This is a genomic window from Bradyrhizobium erythrophlei (assembly GCF_042430365.1).
Classification (GTDB): domain Bacteria; phylum Pseudomonadota; class Alphaproteobacteria; order Rhizobiales; family Xanthobacteraceae; genus Bradyrhizobium; species Bradyrhizobium erythrophlei.
In genome coordinates this window covers 169,348-185,436 of the sequence record NZ_JBHMET010000187.1, presented here as the reverse complement: position 1 = coordinate 185,436, position 16,089 = coordinate 169,348, and the positions used below count along the sequence as shown (strand labels likewise).

General features: G+C 64.4%; 14 protein-coding genes. 9 read left to right on the top strand and 5 right to left on the bottom strand.

The features are described from left to right. Positions 1-105 precede the first annotated feature (105 nt). Positions 106-1,347 (bottom strand): LLM class flavin-dependent oxidoreductase, encoded by a 1,242-nt coding sequence (locus ACFFWD_RS27255; RefSeq protein WP_376970424.1) that lies wholly within the window; start codon positions 1,345-1,347, stop codon positions 106-108. Between the two features lie 301 nt (positions 1,348-1,648). Here ACFFWD_RS27255 and ACFFWD_RS27250 point away from each other — a divergent pair, with 301 nt between their 5' ends. Both ACFFWD_RS27250 and ACFFWD_RS27245 read left to right on the top strand, forming a co-directional pair. After that, a complete protein-coding gene (locus ACFFWD_RS27250) occupies positions 1,649-3,055 on the top strand; it encodes an MFS transporter (RefSeq protein WP_376970422.1) in 1,407 nt (468 codons plus the stop codon). 215 nt (positions 3,056-3,270) lie between these two features. Continuing rightward, on the top strand, positions 3,271-4,449 hold the full coding sequence (locus ACFFWD_RS27245; protein WP_376970420.1) for an extracellular catalytic domain type 1 short-chain-length polyhydroxyalkanoate depolymerase: 1,179 nt from the start codon (positions 3,271-3,273) through the stop codon (positions 4,447-4,449). A 26-nt stretch (positions 4,450-4,475) separates the two neighbouring features. On the opposite strand, the gene ACFFWD_RS27240 is transcribed toward ACFFWD_RS27245, so the two are convergent. Next, positions 4,476-5,144, bottom strand: a complete 669-nt coding sequence (locus ACFFWD_RS27240) for an MBL fold metallo-hydrolase (protein WP_376970418.1) — start codon at positions 5,142-5,144, stop codon at positions 4,476-4,478. Positions 5,145-5,318: 174 nt separating this feature from the next. Here ACFFWD_RS27240 and ACFFWD_RS27235 point away from each other — a divergent pair, with 174 nt between their 5' ends. Both ACFFWD_RS27235 and ACFFWD_RS27230 read left to right on the top strand, forming a co-directional pair. Further along, positions 5,319-6,131 (top strand): RMD1 family protein, encoded by an 813-nt coding sequence (locus ACFFWD_RS27235; protein WP_376970416.1) that lies wholly within the window; start codon positions 5,319-5,321, stop codon positions 6,129-6,131. 100 nt (positions 6,132-6,231) lie between these two features. Continuing rightward, positions 6,232-7,836 (top strand): alpha-amylase family glycosyl hydrolase, encoded by a 1,605-nt coding sequence (locus ACFFWD_RS27230; protein WP_376970414.1) that lies wholly within the window; start codon positions 6,232-6,234, stop codon positions 7,834-7,836. Positions 7,837-7,932: 96 nt separating this feature from the next. Here ACFFWD_RS27230 and ACFFWD_RS27225 read toward each other — a convergent pair whose 3' ends face one another. Then, positions 7,933-9,051 carry a vWA domain-containing protein gene (locus tag ACFFWD_RS27225; RefSeq protein ID WP_376970412.1) on the bottom strand — a complete coding sequence of 373 codons (1,119 nt, stop codon included), beginning with the start codon at positions 9,049-9,051 and terminating at the stop codon, positions 7,933-7,935. A 156-nt stretch (positions 9,052-9,207) separates the two neighbouring features. Between ACFFWD_RS27225 and ACFFWD_RS27220 the strand changes: the two genes are divergently transcribed. Continuing rightward, entirely contained in the window at positions 9,208-9,693 is a 486-nt protein-coding gene (locus ACFFWD_RS27220; protein ID WP_376970410.1) for an MmcB family DNA repair protein, read from the top strand. A gap of 128 nt (positions 9,694-9,821) precedes the next feature. Here ACFFWD_RS27220 and ACFFWD_RS27215 read toward each other — a convergent pair whose 3' ends face one another. Both ACFFWD_RS27215 and ACFFWD_RS27210 read right to left on the bottom strand, forming a co-directional pair. Beyond that, on the bottom strand, positions 9,822-10,376 hold the full coding sequence (locus ACFFWD_RS27215; protein ID WP_376970408.1) for an ActR/PrrA/RegA family redox response regulator transcription factor: 555 nt from the start codon (positions 10,374-10,376) through the stop codon (positions 9,822-9,824). A 119-nt stretch (positions 10,377-10,495) separates the two neighbouring features. Continuing rightward, complete coding sequence (locus ACFFWD_RS27210; protein WP_376970406.1) at positions 10,496-11,818, bottom strand: ActS/PrrB/RegB family redox-sensitive histidine kinase; 1,323 nt, start codon at positions 11,816-11,818, stop codon at positions 10,496-10,498. A 108-nt stretch (positions 11,819-11,926) separates the two neighbouring features. Between ACFFWD_RS27210 and ACFFWD_RS27205 the strand changes: the two genes are divergently transcribed. The 4 genes from ACFFWD_RS27205 (at position 11,927) to ACFFWD_RS27190 (ending at position 16,059) form a co-directional block, all read left to right on the top strand. Beyond that, positions 11,927-12,742 carry an ABC transporter ATP-binding protein gene (locus ACFFWD_RS27205; RefSeq protein WP_376970404.1) on the top strand — a complete coding sequence of 272 codons (816 nt, stop codon included), beginning with the start codon at positions 11,927-11,929 and terminating at the stop codon, positions 12,740-12,742. Between the two features lie 53 nt (positions 12,743-12,795). Further along, positions 12,796-13,563 carry an ABC transporter permease gene (locus ACFFWD_RS27200; RefSeq protein ID WP_376970440.1) on the top strand — a complete coding sequence of 256 codons (768 nt, stop codon included), beginning with the start codon at positions 12,796-12,798 and terminating at the stop codon, positions 13,561-13,563. Between the two features lie 128 nt (positions 13,564-13,691). Then, positions 13,692-15,020, top strand: a complete 1,329-nt coding sequence (locus ACFFWD_RS27195) for a polyhydroxyalkanoate depolymerase (protein ID WP_376970402.1) — start codon at positions 13,692-13,694, stop codon at positions 15,018-15,020. A 199-nt stretch (positions 15,021-15,219) separates the two neighbouring features. Beyond that, on the top strand, positions 15,220-16,059 hold the full coding sequence (locus tag ACFFWD_RS27190) for a M48 family metallopeptidase (protein WP_376970400.1): 840 nt from the start codon (positions 15,220-15,222) through the stop codon (positions 16,057-16,059). Positions 16,060-16,089: the final 30 nt, after the last annotated feature.

The following is a 16,089-nucleotide window of genomic DNA, read 5'->3' as shown; positions in this document are numbered from 1 at the left end:
GACCGCCGCCAACAAACGACGCCCTCTTGACACCTCACACCCCATACAAGGATGACGGGGCAGGGACCTGCGCCGGGACGACTTGATGGAGCGCGGATGACGCCCTCACACCTTCTGCTTCGCCGCTTCCTTCGCGAGATCGGGCGCGTTCACGGCCGGAATCGCGACGCGGCCCGGGCCGGTTTGCTGAAGCGCGGCGGCGGCCTTGTCGTTGGCCATGATCTTGGCCATCACGGCTTGTCCTGCGCGTTCGAACACCGCGCGGTTGTCGATCACGAACTGGCGCGACTTGCGCAGGCCGTCGATATAGCCGTTGATCTCGGGCACGACGTAGCGCGCGACCATGTCCCAGCTGCGGCGGGTGTTTTCCGGGTTGGCCCAGTCATGCGCGAAGCCGATGATCGCGCCGACGCCGCCGGACACGTCGACCAGGTTCTTGATCATCTTCACGAGGTCGTCGGGGGTCCCGATCGTGGACGCCGCGCCTTCCACGAACGCGGTCTTGTCGACCGCTTCATCCGGCGAGGAGAACGCCGTCAGGCCCGGCCGCATCAGGGTGCCGACATTATACTCGTTGTGCCAGCGCATCAGCCCGGCGCCGGCCTCGCGCCGCGCCTGCTCGCGCGTCTCGGCGATGTGCCAGGACAACAGCACGCGCCAGTTCGCGCGGCTCACTGTGGTGCCGGCCTTCTTGGCGGCGTCCTCGGCGAACTGCCACTGCTGCGGCAGCGCCATCAGGCCCTGGGTCGACATCGAGCCGAGCGAGATGATGCCGATGCCGTACTTGCCGGCGAGCGTCATGCCCGACGGCGAGATCTGCGAGGCCACCACGAACGGCATGTCCTCCTGCAACGGCAGGATCTGCAGCGCGGCGTCGTGCATCTCGAACCAGTCGCTCTTGGCGGTGACGCGCTCGCCGTTGAACAGGCGGCGGATGACCGCGATCGCCTCGTCCTGGCGGTCGCGCTGCGTCATCGGGTCGATGCCGAGCGTGTGCGCGTCGGAGGCGAGCGCGCCGGGGCCGGAGCCGAAAATGGCGCGGCCGCCGGTCATGTGGTCGAGCTGCACCATGCGCTGGGCGACGTTGAAGGGATGGTGATAGGGCAGTGAGATCACGCCGGTGCCGAGCTTGATGCGCTTGGTGCGCTCGCCGGCCGCGGCCAGGAACATTTCCGGCGAGGCGATGGTCTCCCAGCCCGACGAATGATGCTCGCCGCACCAGAATTCATCGTAACCGAGCGCGTCGAGCTGCTCGACGAAATCGAGGTCGCGGCGGAATTGCAGCATCGGATGCTCGCCGATCGGATGATGCGGGGCGAGGAAGGCTCCGAACTTGAGGCGCGCCATGGGTCGTTCTCTCCGGACGTTCGTTATCGGGGGCTTTTCGCCAAACTACGGGTTGGGCCGGAGCAAGGCAATGCTCCGGGGCTGCGGCGCCCGCATGGTTGTTGCGCAAATCGGCGCCGCTTGCCGCCGTCCGGAATGTTTCCCAGCGCATCAACGCAAGTTGCGCGGGCGGAGCCGGCGCGGACGGGACGGCGTCAGGATGACGCGCCCGTGAACCGACGCTTACGTCCGAGGTAATCGAGGCGATGACCGGAATCTGCTGATGATGGTGGCAACGTATTCTTGGACAGGATGACCACGCATGCACGAGATCGTCTCGACGCCGGTGGATACATCCCGCCGTTGGTGGGTGCTCGCGATCGTCGTCGCCGCGCAGTTCATGTTCGGCGTCGATGCCTTCATCGTCAATGTCGCGATCCCGACCATCGCCGTCGAGCTGCATGCGAGCCCGGCGCAGATCGAGGCCGTGATCGCGATCTACCTGATCGGCTACGCGACGCTGGTGGTCACCGGCGGCCGGCTCGGCGATATCTATGGCACCAGGAACGTGTTCGTCGCAGGCGTCGCCGGTTTCTCGCTGACCTCGCTGTGGTGCGGGCTTGCGCAATCCGGGCCCGAGCTGATCACGGCAAGGCTCGCGCAGGGCGCGACCGCGGCGCTGATGGTGCCGCAGGTGCTGGCGACGCTACATCTGTTGTTCTCCGATTCCGCCCGCGCAAGGGCGTTCGGTATTTACGGCATCGTGCTCGGGCTTGCCGGTGCCGCGGGCTTCATGCTCGGCGGCGTGCTGGTGACGCTCGATCTCGCCGGCCTCGGCTGGCGTGCGGTGTTCTTCGTCAACGTGCCCTGTGGCGCCGTCATCATCGCGGCTGCGCTTTCGATCATGCCGACGGTGCCGCGCCGCGTCGGCACAAGGCTCGATCTTCCCGGCGCAATCGTGCTGTTTGCCGGCCTGCTCTGCCTGATCGGGCCGCTGCTGTTCGGCCACGATGTGGGTTGGGCGGCGTGGGTGTGGCTGGTGATGGCGGCGGGGGTTGCGATCATCGCGGCGTTCGTGCGGCTGGAGCGGAGTGTCGCGCGCCGCGGCGGCATGCCGTTGATCGACCTGTCGCTGTTGTCAGATCTCGCCTTCATGCGCGGGCTGGTCGCGGTGTTCTTCTTCTTCTTCGCCAATCTCTCCTTCTATCTGGTCATGACCATGTTCATGCAGGAGGCGCTGCAGATTGCGCCGTTGCAGGCGGGGCTCGTGTTCGTGCCGCTGGCGCTGACCTTCGTGGTCGCCTCGCGCCACAGCGGCGTGCGGGCGCTGCATCGCGGGACGCTGGTGCTGATCGAGGGGTGTGGCCTGCAGGTCGTCGGGCTTGCAGCGCTCGTGACGATGGTCGAGACAACAGCAGCGCCGTCGGCGCTGATGCTCGCGCTGGTCCTGATGATCTTCGGCTACGGCCAGGGACTGGTGATGGCGCCGCTGTCGAGCGCGGTGCTCTCGACCGTGAAGCCGGCGAGCGCCGGCGCCGGTTCCGGCATGTACGGCACGACGACGCAGATTGGAAACGCGGCAGGCGTTGCGGCGATCGGCGCCGTGTTCTTCGCGATCGAGGCCATGACGTCAGCACGTGTGGCGCTGTTTGCGGCATGCGCATTGTTTGTGCTGTCGATCATGAGTTCCGCCGCATTTCTGTCATGGATGCGTCGCGCCAAAGCATGATCTGGAAAAGTGTGAAGCGGTTTTCCGAAAAGATCATGCCTAAACAAAGAGCTAAAGCGCGATGAAGGCTCATCCTCATCGCGCTTTAGCGCCTGATCGCGCGTTAACGGAATCTCACAATTCCGGGGGAATGACAGCGCACGGCCTTTCTATTTTGCGATGCAGCAATTATCTGGTGAAGGTAAGGATCGCGAAAACAATCACCGGAGCTGCTGTTGTCACTCGTCAACAACGTCGAATTTCTGCGTCATCTGCCGAAGATGAATGCGTTCAACGGCCTCGGCGCGTTTACGCCCGCCGCACCGACGCCGCTCGTCGAGACGACCGGATTCGGCGCCAATCCCGGCGCACTGAAGATGTTCTCGTTCGTGCCCGCGCAGCTGGCGCGGTCGCCCGCGCTCGTCGTCGTGCTGCATGGCTGCGGCCAGACTGCGGCGTCCTATGATCACGGTGCCGGCTGGTCGACGCTATCAGAGCATTACGGCTTCGCGCTGTTGATGCCGGAGCAGCAGTCTGTCAACAACGGCAACACCTGCTTCAACTGGTTCGATCCGGAAGACATCGCGCGTGGCCGCGGCGAGGCTGCTTCGATCAGGCAGATGATCGCGCACATGGTCGGCACGCACGACATCGATCCGCGCCGGGTCTATGTGACCGGCCTCTCTGCCGGCGGCGCGATGGCCTCCGTCATGCTCGCGACCTATCCGGATGTGTTTGCCGCCGGCGCGATCATTGCGGGTCTGCCGTTCGGCGTCGCGAGCAATTTGCGCGAGGCGCTGCACGCCATGATGCATGGCAGCACACTGGCCGCGCCGGAGCTCGGCGATCGCGTGCGCAAGGCCTCGAAGCACAACGGCGCCTGGCCGAAGATCTCGGTGTGGCACGGCAGCGCCGACCGCACCGTGCATCCGGGCAATGCCGATGCGATCGTCAGGCAGTGGCTCGACGTTCACGGCCTGCCGTCTGCTGCGATGTCGAAGGCCGATGTCGACGGTCATCCGCGCGAGGTCTGGTGGGATGCCGATGGCGAGACGCTGGTCGAATCCTATTCGATCACCGACATGGCGCACGGCACGCCGCTCGGCCTCGCCGGCAATGACGAGCGCTATGGCGTCGAGGGGGCGTTCCTGATCGAGGCCGGAATTTCCTCGTCCTATCACATCGCGGCGTTCTTCGGCCTGACCGATCAGGCTCGCCAGCCGCACGTCGCGCCGACCGGTGTTCCGCGCGAGCGCGCCGACACGATCTCGATGACTATACCGGTGCCGGCCTCGGAGCCTGAACCGGCGGCGTCGGGTCGCCGCAGCAGCCGCCCGCGAAAGCCGCGCGGCAATGGCATCAATGTCGGCCGCGTCATCGCCCGCGCGCTGACCGCCGCGGGCCTGATGAAATAGCAGCCGAAGCTAGAACCGCGGGCGGCTTACATCTCGCCGGTCAGGAACGGGTTCGTCATCCGCTCCTGGCCGATGCTCGAGCCCGCGCCGTGGCCGCAGATGAAGCCGACATCGTCGCCGAGCGGTAGCAGCTTCTGCTTGATCGACTGGATCAGCGTCGCATGGCTGCCCCCCGGCAGGTCGGTGCGCCCGACCGAGCCGGCAAACAGGACGTCGCCGACATGGGCGAAGCGCAGTTCCCTGTTGAAGAACACCACGCTGCCGGGCGAATGGCCGGGGCAATGCAGAATGTCGAAGGTGAGGTCGCCGATCGAGACCTGGTCGCCCTCGTCGAGCCAGCGGTCGGGGCCGAAATTGCGCACACCCGTCATGCCGAAGCGTTCGCCGCTCGAGACGACATTGTCGAGCAGGTACTTGTCGGCGATGTGCGGGCCCTCGATCTTGACCTGCAGCGCGTCGCGCAGCTCCGCGGCGCCGCCGACATGATCGATGTGGCCGTGCGTCAGCCAGATCTTCTCGACGGTGACGCCGGTCTGCTTGATCGCGGCCTGGATCTTCGGCACGTCCCCGCCGGGGTCGATCACCACGGCCTTCTTGGTCGGCTCATGCCAAATGATGGTGCAGTTCTGTTCGAACAGCGTCACCGGCACGATGATCGCGCCAGCCTTCGGCTTAGTCTCGGTCTTGTCATCCATGAGGTCACCATAGGCCTCCCGAAGGAGCCGTCAACACGGACCGGAAACGCACATCGGGTGGCGTGTGATCCCAAAACAGACCGTGATAAGGTCGGGTTCGACCGCACAATTTGAGGGCAGGTCGGTATGCCGTTGCTCTCCACCGTGATTTAGGCCCTCGCAGTCCGGAATTCCATGACCCAGGCCTCCAAATCGCCGCTCGGCGGACCCCGGACCACCGCACGCGCCTTCTTCGTCGCGGACCGCATCAACACATCCGGCCTCGAGCGCGGCGACGTGCTGGCGACCACGCCGCTGGCCTTCCGCGTCAGCGACAATGGCGTCGCGATCCTGTTCCGTTACGGCGTCGTCGTCCTGATCGGCCTCAACGCGCTGGAGGAGGATGAATTCCTGCGCGGGCTGCAGTCGCGCATGGCTGGCCCGTTCACGCGGCGCGAGGAGGAGATCGCGATCATCGAGCTCGCCTCCGAAAAGGACGACCAGATTCCGCCCGGTGGCCCGATCTACCTGCAAAGCCTGTCGCCCGAGCGGCTGATTCTGGTTGGTGAGGCGCTCGCCAAGAGCGTGGTGCTGGCCCGCCACGAGCGCGAGGTCGCGGCGGTGTTCGACACCACCGAGCCGTTCGCGCGCGACCTTGCCAAGAGCGGGCGGATGCATGGCGGCCGCATCGCGATCCTCAAGCATATCGGCAACGCGCTGTCGCTGCGGCATCGCGTGGCCGGCCCGGTCGAGATCGCGGAGAAGCCTGACATCCTCTGGGACAAGCCGCAGCTCGAGCGGCTCTATTCCCGGCTCGAGGATGAATACGAATTGAAGGAACGTGCGGAAGCGTTGAACCGCAAGCTCGCCGTCATCGCCGAGAGTGCGCAGGTGCTGACCGATATCATCGACACCAGCCGCTCGCTGCGGCTGGAGCTGATCATCATCCTCCTGATCCTGTTCGAGGTCCTGATCTCCATCTACCAGATCGCTATGGGCCGGCACTGATCAGCCGCCATTTTCCTTCCCGAATTGCAGGTCATCCCTGAACCAAACGGCGGCATCGGGCGTTGCCTTCGTTGGGCCGGCTTGCGAGCTTGGGGGCGGGATGGATCACGGCGACAGAGACTGGTGGCGGCACGGGATCTTCTATCAGGTCTATCCGCGTTCGTTTCAGGACACCGATGGCGACGGCGTCGGCGATATCAAGGGCATCATCGCAAGGCTGCCTTATCTGACGCGGCTCGGCGTCGATGCCATCTGGCTGTCGCCGATCTTCCCCTCGCCGATGGTCGATTTCGGCTATGATATCTCCGACTACACCGGCATCGATCCGCTGTTCGGGACGATGGAGGATTTCGACGAGTTGATCGCGGCCGCTCACGACGCCGGCCTCAAGCTGATCCTCGATCTGGTGCCGAACCACACCTCCGACCAGCACCCCTGGTTCATCGAGGCGAAGAGCTCGCGCGATAACCCGAAGCGGGACTGGTATATCTGGCGCGACCCGGCGCCCGGCGGCGGGCCTCCCAACAACTGGCTGTCGGAATTCGGCGGCAGCGCGTGGACGTATGATGATGCGTCCGGTCAATACTACTATCACGCCTTCCTGACCCAGCAGCCCGACCTCAACTGGCGCAATCCGCACGTCAGGCAGGCGATCTATGACGTGATGCGCTTCTGGCTAGGCAAGGGCGTCGACGGCTTCCGCGTCGACGTGATCTGGCACCTGATCAAGGACGCCGAATTCCGCGACAACCCGCCGAACCCGCATTATCGCGAGGGCCGCCCGCCGCACGAGAAGGTCCTGACGCAATATTCGACTGATCAGCCCGAAGTGCATGCCGTCATTACCGAGATGCGCCGCGTCACCGAGGAGTTCGACAATCGCGTGCTGATCGGCGAGGTCTATCTGCCGCTGCATCGGCTGGTCGCCTACTACGGCAATGATCTGCGCGGCGCGCAGATGCCGTTCAATTTTGCGCTGCTGTCGACCTTATGGAGCGCGCGCTCGGTCGAGGCAATCATCGCCGACTACGAGAAGGCGCTGCCGCCGGGCGCGTGGCCGAACTGGGTGCTCGGCAACCACGACCGGCCGAGGGTCGCGAGCCGGGTCGGGCCGGACCAGGCGCGGGTCGCGGCGATGCTGCTCCTGACGCTGCGCGGCACGCCGACGCTCTACTACGGCGACGAGATCGGCCTGCGCCAGCAACCCATCGCGCCGGACCAGGTGCGCGATCCCTTTGAGAAGAACGTGCCTGATATCGGCGTCGGCCGCGACGGCTGCCGCACGCCGATGCAATGGAGCACCGGGCCCAATGCCGGTTTTTCGAACGCCACGCCGTGGCTGCCAGTGGCGCACGATTTCATCAGGGGGAATGTCGCGAGCCTCGAAGCGGACAAGTCGTCGATCTTGAATCTCTACAAGGCGCTGATCGCATTGCGGCGAAGGCTGCCGCAGCTCGTCAGCGGCAGCTACGAGCCGGTGGCGGCGCAGGGCAATGTCCTGTTCTATCGGCGGCGTTGCGAGGAAGGCGTGGTGGTGATCGCGCTGAATTTCGGCGCTGAGCCGGCGACCATCACGTCAAGCGCGATTGGCTTCAGCAATGAGATCCTGCTGTCGACCGCCCTGGACCGGGAGGGCGAGAAGGTCGAAGGCGTGCTCGAACTGCGCGGCAATGAAGGTGTGATCCTCGGGCCGCCATCGCCGTGACGATCAACCTCTCGTAAGGAGAGCACAATGGTCGGGCTCCCTCTCCCGCTGGCGGGTCGCAAGCGGGGGAGGGAATGGAGGGTGTATCGCCAGATCCTACCGCTTGACCTGCGCCTTCAGCGTCTCCTCGACGACGCGATCGAAGGACGACGTCTTCGGGGCCTTGGTGCGCTGGTCGGCGACGTATTTGTCGCGCTTGGTGACCAGCGCGGCGAGCTTCTCGTTGAGCGCCTTGCGCTGCTCGATCTGCTTGTTGATCTCGGCGGTGCGCTGCGCGGGCGTCATGGCGCGGAGGTGGTCCGGCAGGTCTTCGTCCTTGATTCCGGAGACATCTTTGCCGCCGGTGGCAACATCAGCGACGAGGTCGCCTTCGCCGGTGACGGCTTCCGAGGTCGCCTTCGCGCGCTTGTTGATGAAGCTCGCCATCTCCGAGGCGCGCGCCGGCGAGGCCGCGGCGACTTCAGACAATTGCTTGGTCTTGGATTCGGTGCGCCGCTGCAACGCGCGCGGACCGTAGGGGATCACGGTGCCGTTGATCTCGCGCTGCAGGATGATGATGTCCTCGTCGTAGGGCGTCTCGATCAGGACGACCTGGCCGCCGTCCTGCGGAATCGGGATGAATTCGCCGTTGCCGTTCTGCGCGATGTCGCGCCACACCCGCTCGGTGTCGCGTGCATTGCCGGCGAGCACGGCGTTGACGATGATGTTCTTCTGTTTGGCCACCGCGAGCGTGACCGGATATTTGGTGTCCTGCGCATAGTCCATGTGCGGCGGCGCATCGCCGACCAGAAACACGATGCGCGTGCCGTCGGCGCCTTTCGTCCATTGCAGCTTGTTGACGGCGACATCGAGCGCCTCGTTGACGCTCTCGGGCCAGTCGCCGCCGCCGCGCGCCTTCAGCTCAAGTAGATTGGCGTAGAGGTCCTGGATGTCGCGGGTAAGCTCGATCTTCTTGGTGACATAGTCGTCGCCGATGTCGCGATAGGCGACGAGCCCCATGCGGATGTCGGCGTCGGGGTTGGAATCGACGATCGCGGTGGCGATCGACCAGATCTTACGTTTGGCGCCCTCGATCAGTCCGCCCATCGACCCCGTGGTGTCGAGCACGAAGGCGACCTCGACCACAGGCTTGGCGATGGCGGTGGATAGTCCTGCGGATAGCGGAAGGGCTGCGAGAGCGAAGGCGAGCGAGCGAAGCGTGATGCGTGACCTCATGGGCTTCCTCCAGTGGTTCCGTCCCCTCGGAACCAAAGTTCCATCGGCTTCACGGTGGCTTGAGGCCCAAAACAAGGCGGCCCGGCCGCGAATTTGCGGCCGATTCGGGCCGCAGCCCGTTGGGCGGCCTCCGCGGAATCGGCTAGTCTTCAGGGGATGGAATCGCCCGCCCGCCAGATCGCGCTTGTGCCAGCACCCGACCGACGCAAGTCGGAGACCGCGCTTGCGATCGCGCGCGGCACGGCGAGGCTTTTGCGATCGCTGGGATTTTCCTGCATCAGCGAACTGCCGCTGCCGTCGGGCCGCAGGGCCGATCTGGTGGCGCTGAACGAGCGCGGCGAGATCTGGATCGTCGAGATCAAATCCTCGGTGGAGGATTTGCGCGCCGACCAGAAATGGCAGGACTACCGGATGCACTGCGACCGGCTGTTCTTTGCCTTCACGCAGGATCTGTCGTGCGAGATCTTTCCCGCCGACACCGGGCTGATCATCGCCGACGCCTACGGCGCGCATCTGCATTGCGAGGCGCCGGAGCATCGCCTGCCGGCACCGACCCGCAAGGCGATGATGGTGCGCTTTGCGATCGCCGCGGCGCAGCGGATGAACCGGCTGGTCGATCCACAGGGGCATGGGGAGTTTTAGAGACGTCGCTTCGTCGTCGTCATGCCCGGGCTTGTCCCGGGCATCCACGTCTTATTCTCCGCGCGGCACCAAAAACGTGGATGGCCGGGACAAGCCCGGCCATGACGAAGAACGACGTGAAACGACGCTTACCGCGGCGCGCGCTTGGCGAGGATACGTTGCAGCGTGCGACGGTGCATGTTGAGCCGGCGCGCGGTTTCCGAGACGTTGCGGTTGCACATCTCGTAGATGCGCTGGATGTGCTCCCAGCGCACGCGGTCGGCCGACATCGGATTGGTCGGCAATTCGGACTTCTCGGTGCCGCTCGCCAGCAACGCTGCGACGACGTCGTCGGCATCGGCCGGTTTCGACAGATAGTCGACGGCGCCCATCTTCACGGCGGTGACGGCGGTGGCGATGTTGCCGTAGCCGGTGAGCACGATCGCACGCGCGTCGGGGCGCTTGCGCTTCAGCGCCGACACGACGTCGAGGCCGTTGCCGTCGCCGAGCCGGAGGTCGACCACGGCGAAGGCCGGCGCGGCGCGGCCGATTTCGGCCAGGCCGTCGGACACCGTATCGCACGACTTCACCGCGAAGCCGCGCGTTTCCATGGCGCGCGACAGGCGCTCCAGGAACGGCTTGTCGTCCTCGACGATGAGGAGCGAGCGGTCGGTGAGATCATTCAGTTCGGCGATGGCGTTCACGGTCCTGTTTTCCCTGTGTCCAATACCAAACATATGGCGTCGCACTGCGGCGCTGCCAAGGCAGCCTAAAGTCGCGGCGCCGTCGTCCCTAATGACAGACGCGTTATCGAGAATCGTTCTTAAGACGCCGGTTCAGGTTCTGTTTCGACCGCCTCGAAACGGTCGCGGGGCCAGACAATCTGCACGACCGCGCCGTGATCGGGGAAGGTGCGGTTCGAGAACGAGACCTTTGCGCCGGTCCGTTCCAGCAGCGTGCGGGCGATGAAAACGCCCAGACCAAGGCCGCCATGCGTGCTTTTCACTTCATCCGCGCCGCGGCGGCGCGACAAATAAGGTTCCCCGATCCGTTTCAGCAGGGCCGGCGCGATCCCGGGGCCGTCGTCGGAGATTACGATCTCGACGGTCTCGGCATTCCACCACGCGTTAACCTCGACGGCCTGGTGCGCGAAATCGACGGCATTTTCGAGAATATTACCGACGCCATAAAGGATCGCGGGATTGCGGGCGCAGGCGGGCTCGCGCGTAGGTGCGACAGCAAGCCGCACCTTGATGTTGATGCCGAAATCGCGATGCGGCGCCACCGCCTCCTCGATCAGCGTCGACAGCTTCATGTTGTCGAACGGCGCGCCGCTGGAGGAGAGCTGTGCGATCTTGCTCAGGATGTCACGGCAGCGCTGCGCCTGCTCGTGCAGGGTCTTCAGGTCGGCCGCGAGCTGCGGGTCCTTGACCGTCTTCTCGAGCTCGCGCGCGATCAGGAAGATGGTCGCGAGCGGTGTGCCGAGCTCATGGGCGGCGGCCGCGGCAAGGCCGTCGAGCTGGGTCAGATGCTGTTCGCGCGTCAGTACCAATTCGGTCGCGGCGAGCGCATCGGACAGCTTGCGTGCCTCCTCGGTCACCTGGAACGCGTAGAGGCTGGTGACGCCGATCGCGAGCACGATCGAAAGCCAGACGGCGAGCAGATAGACCGGCGGCAGCACCAGGGGATCGTCGGCCTCCCATGGCAGCGGCAGATGGAAGAAGAACAAGGCCGAGGCGCAGGCCACCGCGAGGCAGCCAAGCGCGATGGTCAGCCGGATCGGCAGCACCGTCGCCGAGATCAGGACCGGCGCAAGGAACAGGAATGAAAACGGGTTCTGCAGGCCGCCGGTGAAATAGAGCAGCCCGGCGAGCTCGACGATGTTGAGCGCGAGCAGCGCGGCCGCATAGACCGGCTCCAGCCGCTGCATCGGGTTGAAGGCGATCTGCAGCCCGAGATTGAGCATGGCCGAGAACGCGACGATGCCGACGCAGGGAACGATAGGGAGTTCGAATTCCAGCCCCTGCGCGACGATGAAGATCGCAACGAGCTGGCCGAGCGCCGCCAGCCAACGCAGCCGCAGAATCGTATCCAGACGGACATAGCGGCGTGGGAGGCGGAAATCGGAAGCTGCGACGTCGGTCATTCCAGGACTTTAGCTGCACTGCGGTTGGCGCACAAATTCGCGACTTAGCTCAATGGTTTCGGGGCAACCCTTGCGCTTATTGTCGCAATGGCCCAATGAACGGGCCAAATGCAGCAACGCGAGACAGGTCAGGGGCAGTCGCCGGCGGCCGATGTCCAAGCGCCGGCAGCCGATCCAACAGCGCCGGCGGCGATCGATGTCGCGCATCTGGTCAAGGTCTACAAGACCACCCGCGCGGTCGATGACGTCACGTTCCGTATCGCGCGCGGCAGCATCACCGGGCTGCTCGGCGGCAACGGCGCCGGCAAGACCACGACGATCGCGATGATCATGGGCCTGGTGCTGCCGACCTCGGGCCGCATCCAGGTGCTCGGCGCTGATATCCCCGAGCAGCGCTATGACGTTCTCGGCCGGATGAATTTCGAAAGCCCCTATGTCGACTTGCCGATGCGGCTCACCGTGCGGCAGAACCTCACCATCTTCGGCCGGCTCTATGCGGTGAAGCAGCTGCGCGAACGCATCGCGCAGCTTGCGGCCGACCTCGACCTGACGGACTTCATCGACCGCGCCAGCGGCAAGCTGTCGGCGGGACAGAAGACGCGCGTCGCCTTGGCGAAGGCGTTGATCAACGAGCCGGACCTGTTGCTGCTGGACGAGCCGACCGCTTCGCTCGATCCCGATACCGCCGACTGGGTGCGCCAGCACCTGGAGACCTATCGCAAGACCCACAACGCGACGATCCTGCTTGCATCGCACAACATGCTGGAGGTCGAGCGTCTGTGCGACCGCGTCATCATCTTGAAGCGCGGCAAGATCGAGGACGACGACAGTCCCGACGGGATCATGGCGCGCTACAACCGCGACACGCTGGAAGAGGTGTTCCTCGACGTCGCGCGCGGCCGGGTGCGGGAGGGCACGACGTGAGCGAGATCGTCAGCCGTCATGATCGCAGGATTTCACTGCATCGCATCAATGCGATGGTGCTGCGTTATTGGTATCTCCTGATCTCGTCATGGCCGCGGCTGCTGGAGCTCGTGTACTGGCCGACGCTGCAGATCATCACCTGGGGCTTTCTACAGACCTACATTTCCCAGACATCAGGCTTCTTCGCGCGGGCCGGCGGGACGCTGATCGGCGCGGTCATCCTGTGGGACATCCTGTTCCGCGGTCAGCTCGGCTTCTCGATCTCGTTCCTCGAGGAGATGTGGTCGCGCAACCTCGGCAACCTGATGATGAGCCCGCTGAAGCCGATCGAGTTCCTGCTTTCGCTGATGATCATGAGCGTGATCCGGCTCGCCATCGGCGTGATCCCGATGACGCTGATGGCGCTGTGGTTTTTCGGCTTCAACTTCTACAGCCTCGGGCTGCCGCTGATCGCGTTCTTCTGCAATCTGATCTTCACGAGCTGGTCGGTCGGCGTGTTCGCCTCGGGCCTCGTGCTGCGCAACGGGCTGGGTGCCGAGAGCATCGTCTGGACGCTGATGTTCGCGGTGATGCCGCTCGCTTGCATCTACTATCCGGCCGACGTCCTGCCGGTCTGGCTGCAGTACATCGCCTGGACGCTGCCGCCGACCTACGTGTTCGAGGGCATGCGCGCGCTTCTCATCGATCATGTCTTCCGCGCCGACCTGATGATCGATGCGCTCGTCATCAACGCCGGGCTGTTCGTTGCATCTTTTGCGACCTTCATTGCCCTTTTGCGCAGCGCCAAGCGCAACGGCTCGCTGCTGTCAGGAGGTGAATAAAGGTCACTTTCCCGTGGATTTTCGCCCTTTTAGCTGGTGACGGCCCCTAAATTTGCCGATCGTCGCATTGACGCAATATTACGCATTCGTCAGTATGCTGCGGCGCAAAACAGGGGGTCTTGAAGACGATGCCGATTGGTGAATTTGGCGGTGCCCCGCCACTGGCGGTGGGAGGCAGTCCGGCACTCACGACGCCGCTGTACTGGATGTACGAGATGGCGCATGCGTCGCTCAATCCGGTGCGCGCAGTCGCCGACGCCACCAAGATCCTGTTCCAGAATCCGCTCAATCCGTGGTCGCACACCGAGTTCGGGAAGTCGATCGCCGCGGCCAGCGAGTTGTTCGAGCGTACCACGCGCCGCTACGGCAAGCCCGAATGGAACCTGCCGACGACCGAGGTCAACGGCATCCGCACGCCCGTCGAGGTGCGTTCGATCTGGGAAAAGCCGTTCTGCCGTCTTCTGCATTTCGACCGCAATCTGACGCGCCCGCTGCGCAACCCGCAGCCGCGCGTCTTGATCGTCGCGCCGATGTCGGGCCATTACGCGACGCTGCTGCGCGGAACCGTCGAGGCCTTCCTGCCGACGCATGAGGTCTACATCACCGATTGGGCCGACGCGCGCATGGTGCCGCTCGCGGCCGGCCGCTTCGATCTCGATGACTACGTCGACTACGTGATCGATATGCTGCATACGCTCGGCGGCAACATGCACGTCATCGCGGTGTGCCAGCCGTCGGTGCCGGTCGTTGCAGCGGTTTCCGTGATGGAAGCCAACAACGATCCCTTCGTGCCGTTGTCGATGACGCTGATGGGCGGCCCGATCGACACCCGCCGCAATCCGACCGCGGTGAACCAGCTTGCCGAAGAGCGCGGCATCGAGTGGTTCCGCAACAATGTTATCACCAAGGTGCCGTTCCCGCATCCGGGCGTGATGCGCGACGTCTATCCGGGCTTCCTGCAGCTCAACGGCTTCATCAGCATGAACCTGGATCGGCACATGGACGCGCACAAGTCGCTGTTCGCCAATCTGGTGAAGGGCGACGGCGATCTCGTCGACAAGCACCGTGAGTTCTATGACGAGTATCTCGCGGTGATGGACCTCACGGCGGAGTATTACCTGCAGACCGTGGACACCGTCTTCGTCAAGCACGCGCTGCCGAAGGGCGAGATGACCCATCGCGGCCAGCCAGTGATGCCGTCGAAGATCCGTCGCGTCGCGCTGATGACGGTGGAAGGTGAGAAGGACGACATTTCGGGCCTCGGCCAGACCGAGGCAACGCATGCGCTGTGCACCTCGATCCCCGATCAACGCCGCGTGCATTACGTGCAGAAGGGGGTTGGGCACTACGGCGTGTTCAACGGCTCGCGTTTCCGCTCCGAAATCGTTCCGCGGATCTCCGATTTCATGGTCTCGGCGGCCAATACGAGGCTCGCTCTGGTCCGGGCTGCTGAATAGGTATCGACTCAGCCGCGATTTCGGTGGTCGCATAAGTCGCTGAATTAACTAAAAGAATCCCGATTCCCGGGTCGCTCAAGGGATGAGTGTGGCCTCATTCCTTGAGCGCTGCTTGCAAGGTTGATTCACTTTAAAAAAAGTCGGTTCCGCCCCCTGCAGGTAGGGGTCAATAACTGACCAGCCCCTGTATATTGGGCAAATGATTTGTTTTTGCGCCGAGCGCTTTCCCTGGCGGCGGATATGGCAGAATCCGGGTGAACTCCTGCTCCCCGGACTCTCAGAAATGGCTACTCGCGCGCTCCTCTATCGGCGGCCCGCCGAACCCGCGACTGTTTTGGTCAGACACGGCTCTCAATACTTCGCCATCAGGCTTCGTAGGCACAGACGCGCGCGCCGCTACACCCTGCGAATCCATCCCACCGACCGCGAAGCGATCCTGACCATGCCGCCTCGCGGCACGATCGCGGAAGCAAAGGACTTCGCGCAGCTCCACGGTGGTTGGATTGCCGCTCGCCTTGGTCGCTTGCCGAAAGCTGCGCCGTTTCAACCCGGTACGGTGGTGCCAATGCGCGGTGTGCCGCATCGGCTGGTGCATCGCGCCGGCGAGCGCGGCACGGTGTGGACCGAGACCCGTGACTCCGGCGAGAAGGTCTTGTGCGTCGCCGGCGGCGTCGAGCACATGGACCGCCGCGTGCACGATTTCCTCAAGCGCGAGGCGCGCAAGGATTTGCAGAAGGCCGCGCAGCATTACGCCGCGGAACTCGGCGTACGGGTCAAGCGAATCTCGATCCGCGACCAGTCGAGCCGCTGGGGCTCCTGCACCTCGCATGGCTCATTGTCGTTCTCCTGGCGGCTGATCCTCGCGCCGGCCTTCGTGCTCGATTACCTCGCCGCGCATGAGGTCGCGCACCTCGTCGAGATGAACCATTCGGCGCGGTTCTGGCGGGTTGTCGGCCGGATCTGTTCGTCGGTCGATCGTGCCAAGAGCTGGCTCGATACCCACGGCAACGACCTGCATCGCTACGGGATCGAGGATTAGCCTCGTTCTTCGCCTCACGTCGTGCTGTCA

Excerpts from the sequence above, each read along its gene's own strand:
- ACFFWD_RS27250 (WP_376970422.1), top strand. The coding sequence starts at position 1,649 with ATGCACGAGATCGTCTCGACGCCGGTGGATACATCCCGCCGTTGGTGG.
- ACFFWD_RS27255 (WP_376970424.1), bottom strand. The coding sequence starts at position 1,347 with ATGGCGCGCCTCAAGTTCGGAGCCTTCCTCGCCCCGCATCATCCGATC.
- ACFFWD_RS27200 (WP_376970440.1), top strand. The coding sequence starts at position 12,796 with ATGGTGCTGCGTTATTGGTATCTCCTGATCTCGTCATGGCCGCGGCTG.
- ACFFWD_RS27220 (WP_376970410.1), top strand. The coding sequence starts at position 9,208 with ATGGAATCGCCCGCCCGCCAGATCGCGCTTGTGCCAGCACCCGACCGA.
- ACFFWD_RS27225 (WP_376970412.1), bottom strand. The coding sequence starts at position 9,051 with ATGAGGTCACGCATCACGCTTCGCTCGCTCGCCTTCGCTCTCGCAGCC.
- ACFFWD_RS27210 (WP_376970406.1), bottom strand. The coding sequence starts at position 11,818 with ATGACCGACGTCGCAGCTTCCGATTTCCGCCTCCCACGCCGCTATGTC.
- ACFFWD_RS27195 (WP_376970402.1), top strand. The coding sequence starts at position 13,692 with ATGCCGATTGGTGAATTTGGCGGTGCCCCGCCACTGGCGGTGGGAGGC.
- ACFFWD_RS27235 (WP_376970416.1), top strand. The coding sequence starts at position 5,319 with ATGACCCAGGCCTCCAAATCGCCGCTCGGCGGACCCCGGACCACCGCA.
- ACFFWD_RS27230 (WP_376970414.1), top strand. The coding sequence starts at position 6,232 with ATGGATCACGGCGACAGAGACTGGTGGCGGCACGGGATCTTCTATCAG.
- ACFFWD_RS27190 (WP_376970400.1), top strand. The coding sequence starts at position 15,220 with ATGATTTGTTTTTGCGCCGAGCGCTTTCCCTGGCGGCGGATATGGCAG.
- ACFFWD_RS27205 (WP_376970404.1), top strand. The coding sequence starts at position 11,927 with ATGCAGCAACGCGAGACAGGTCAGGGGCAGTCGCCGGCGGCCGATGTC.
- ACFFWD_RS27240 (WP_376970418.1), bottom strand. The coding sequence starts at position 5,144 with ATGGATGACAAGACCGAGACTAAGCCGAAGGCTGGCGCGATCATCGTG.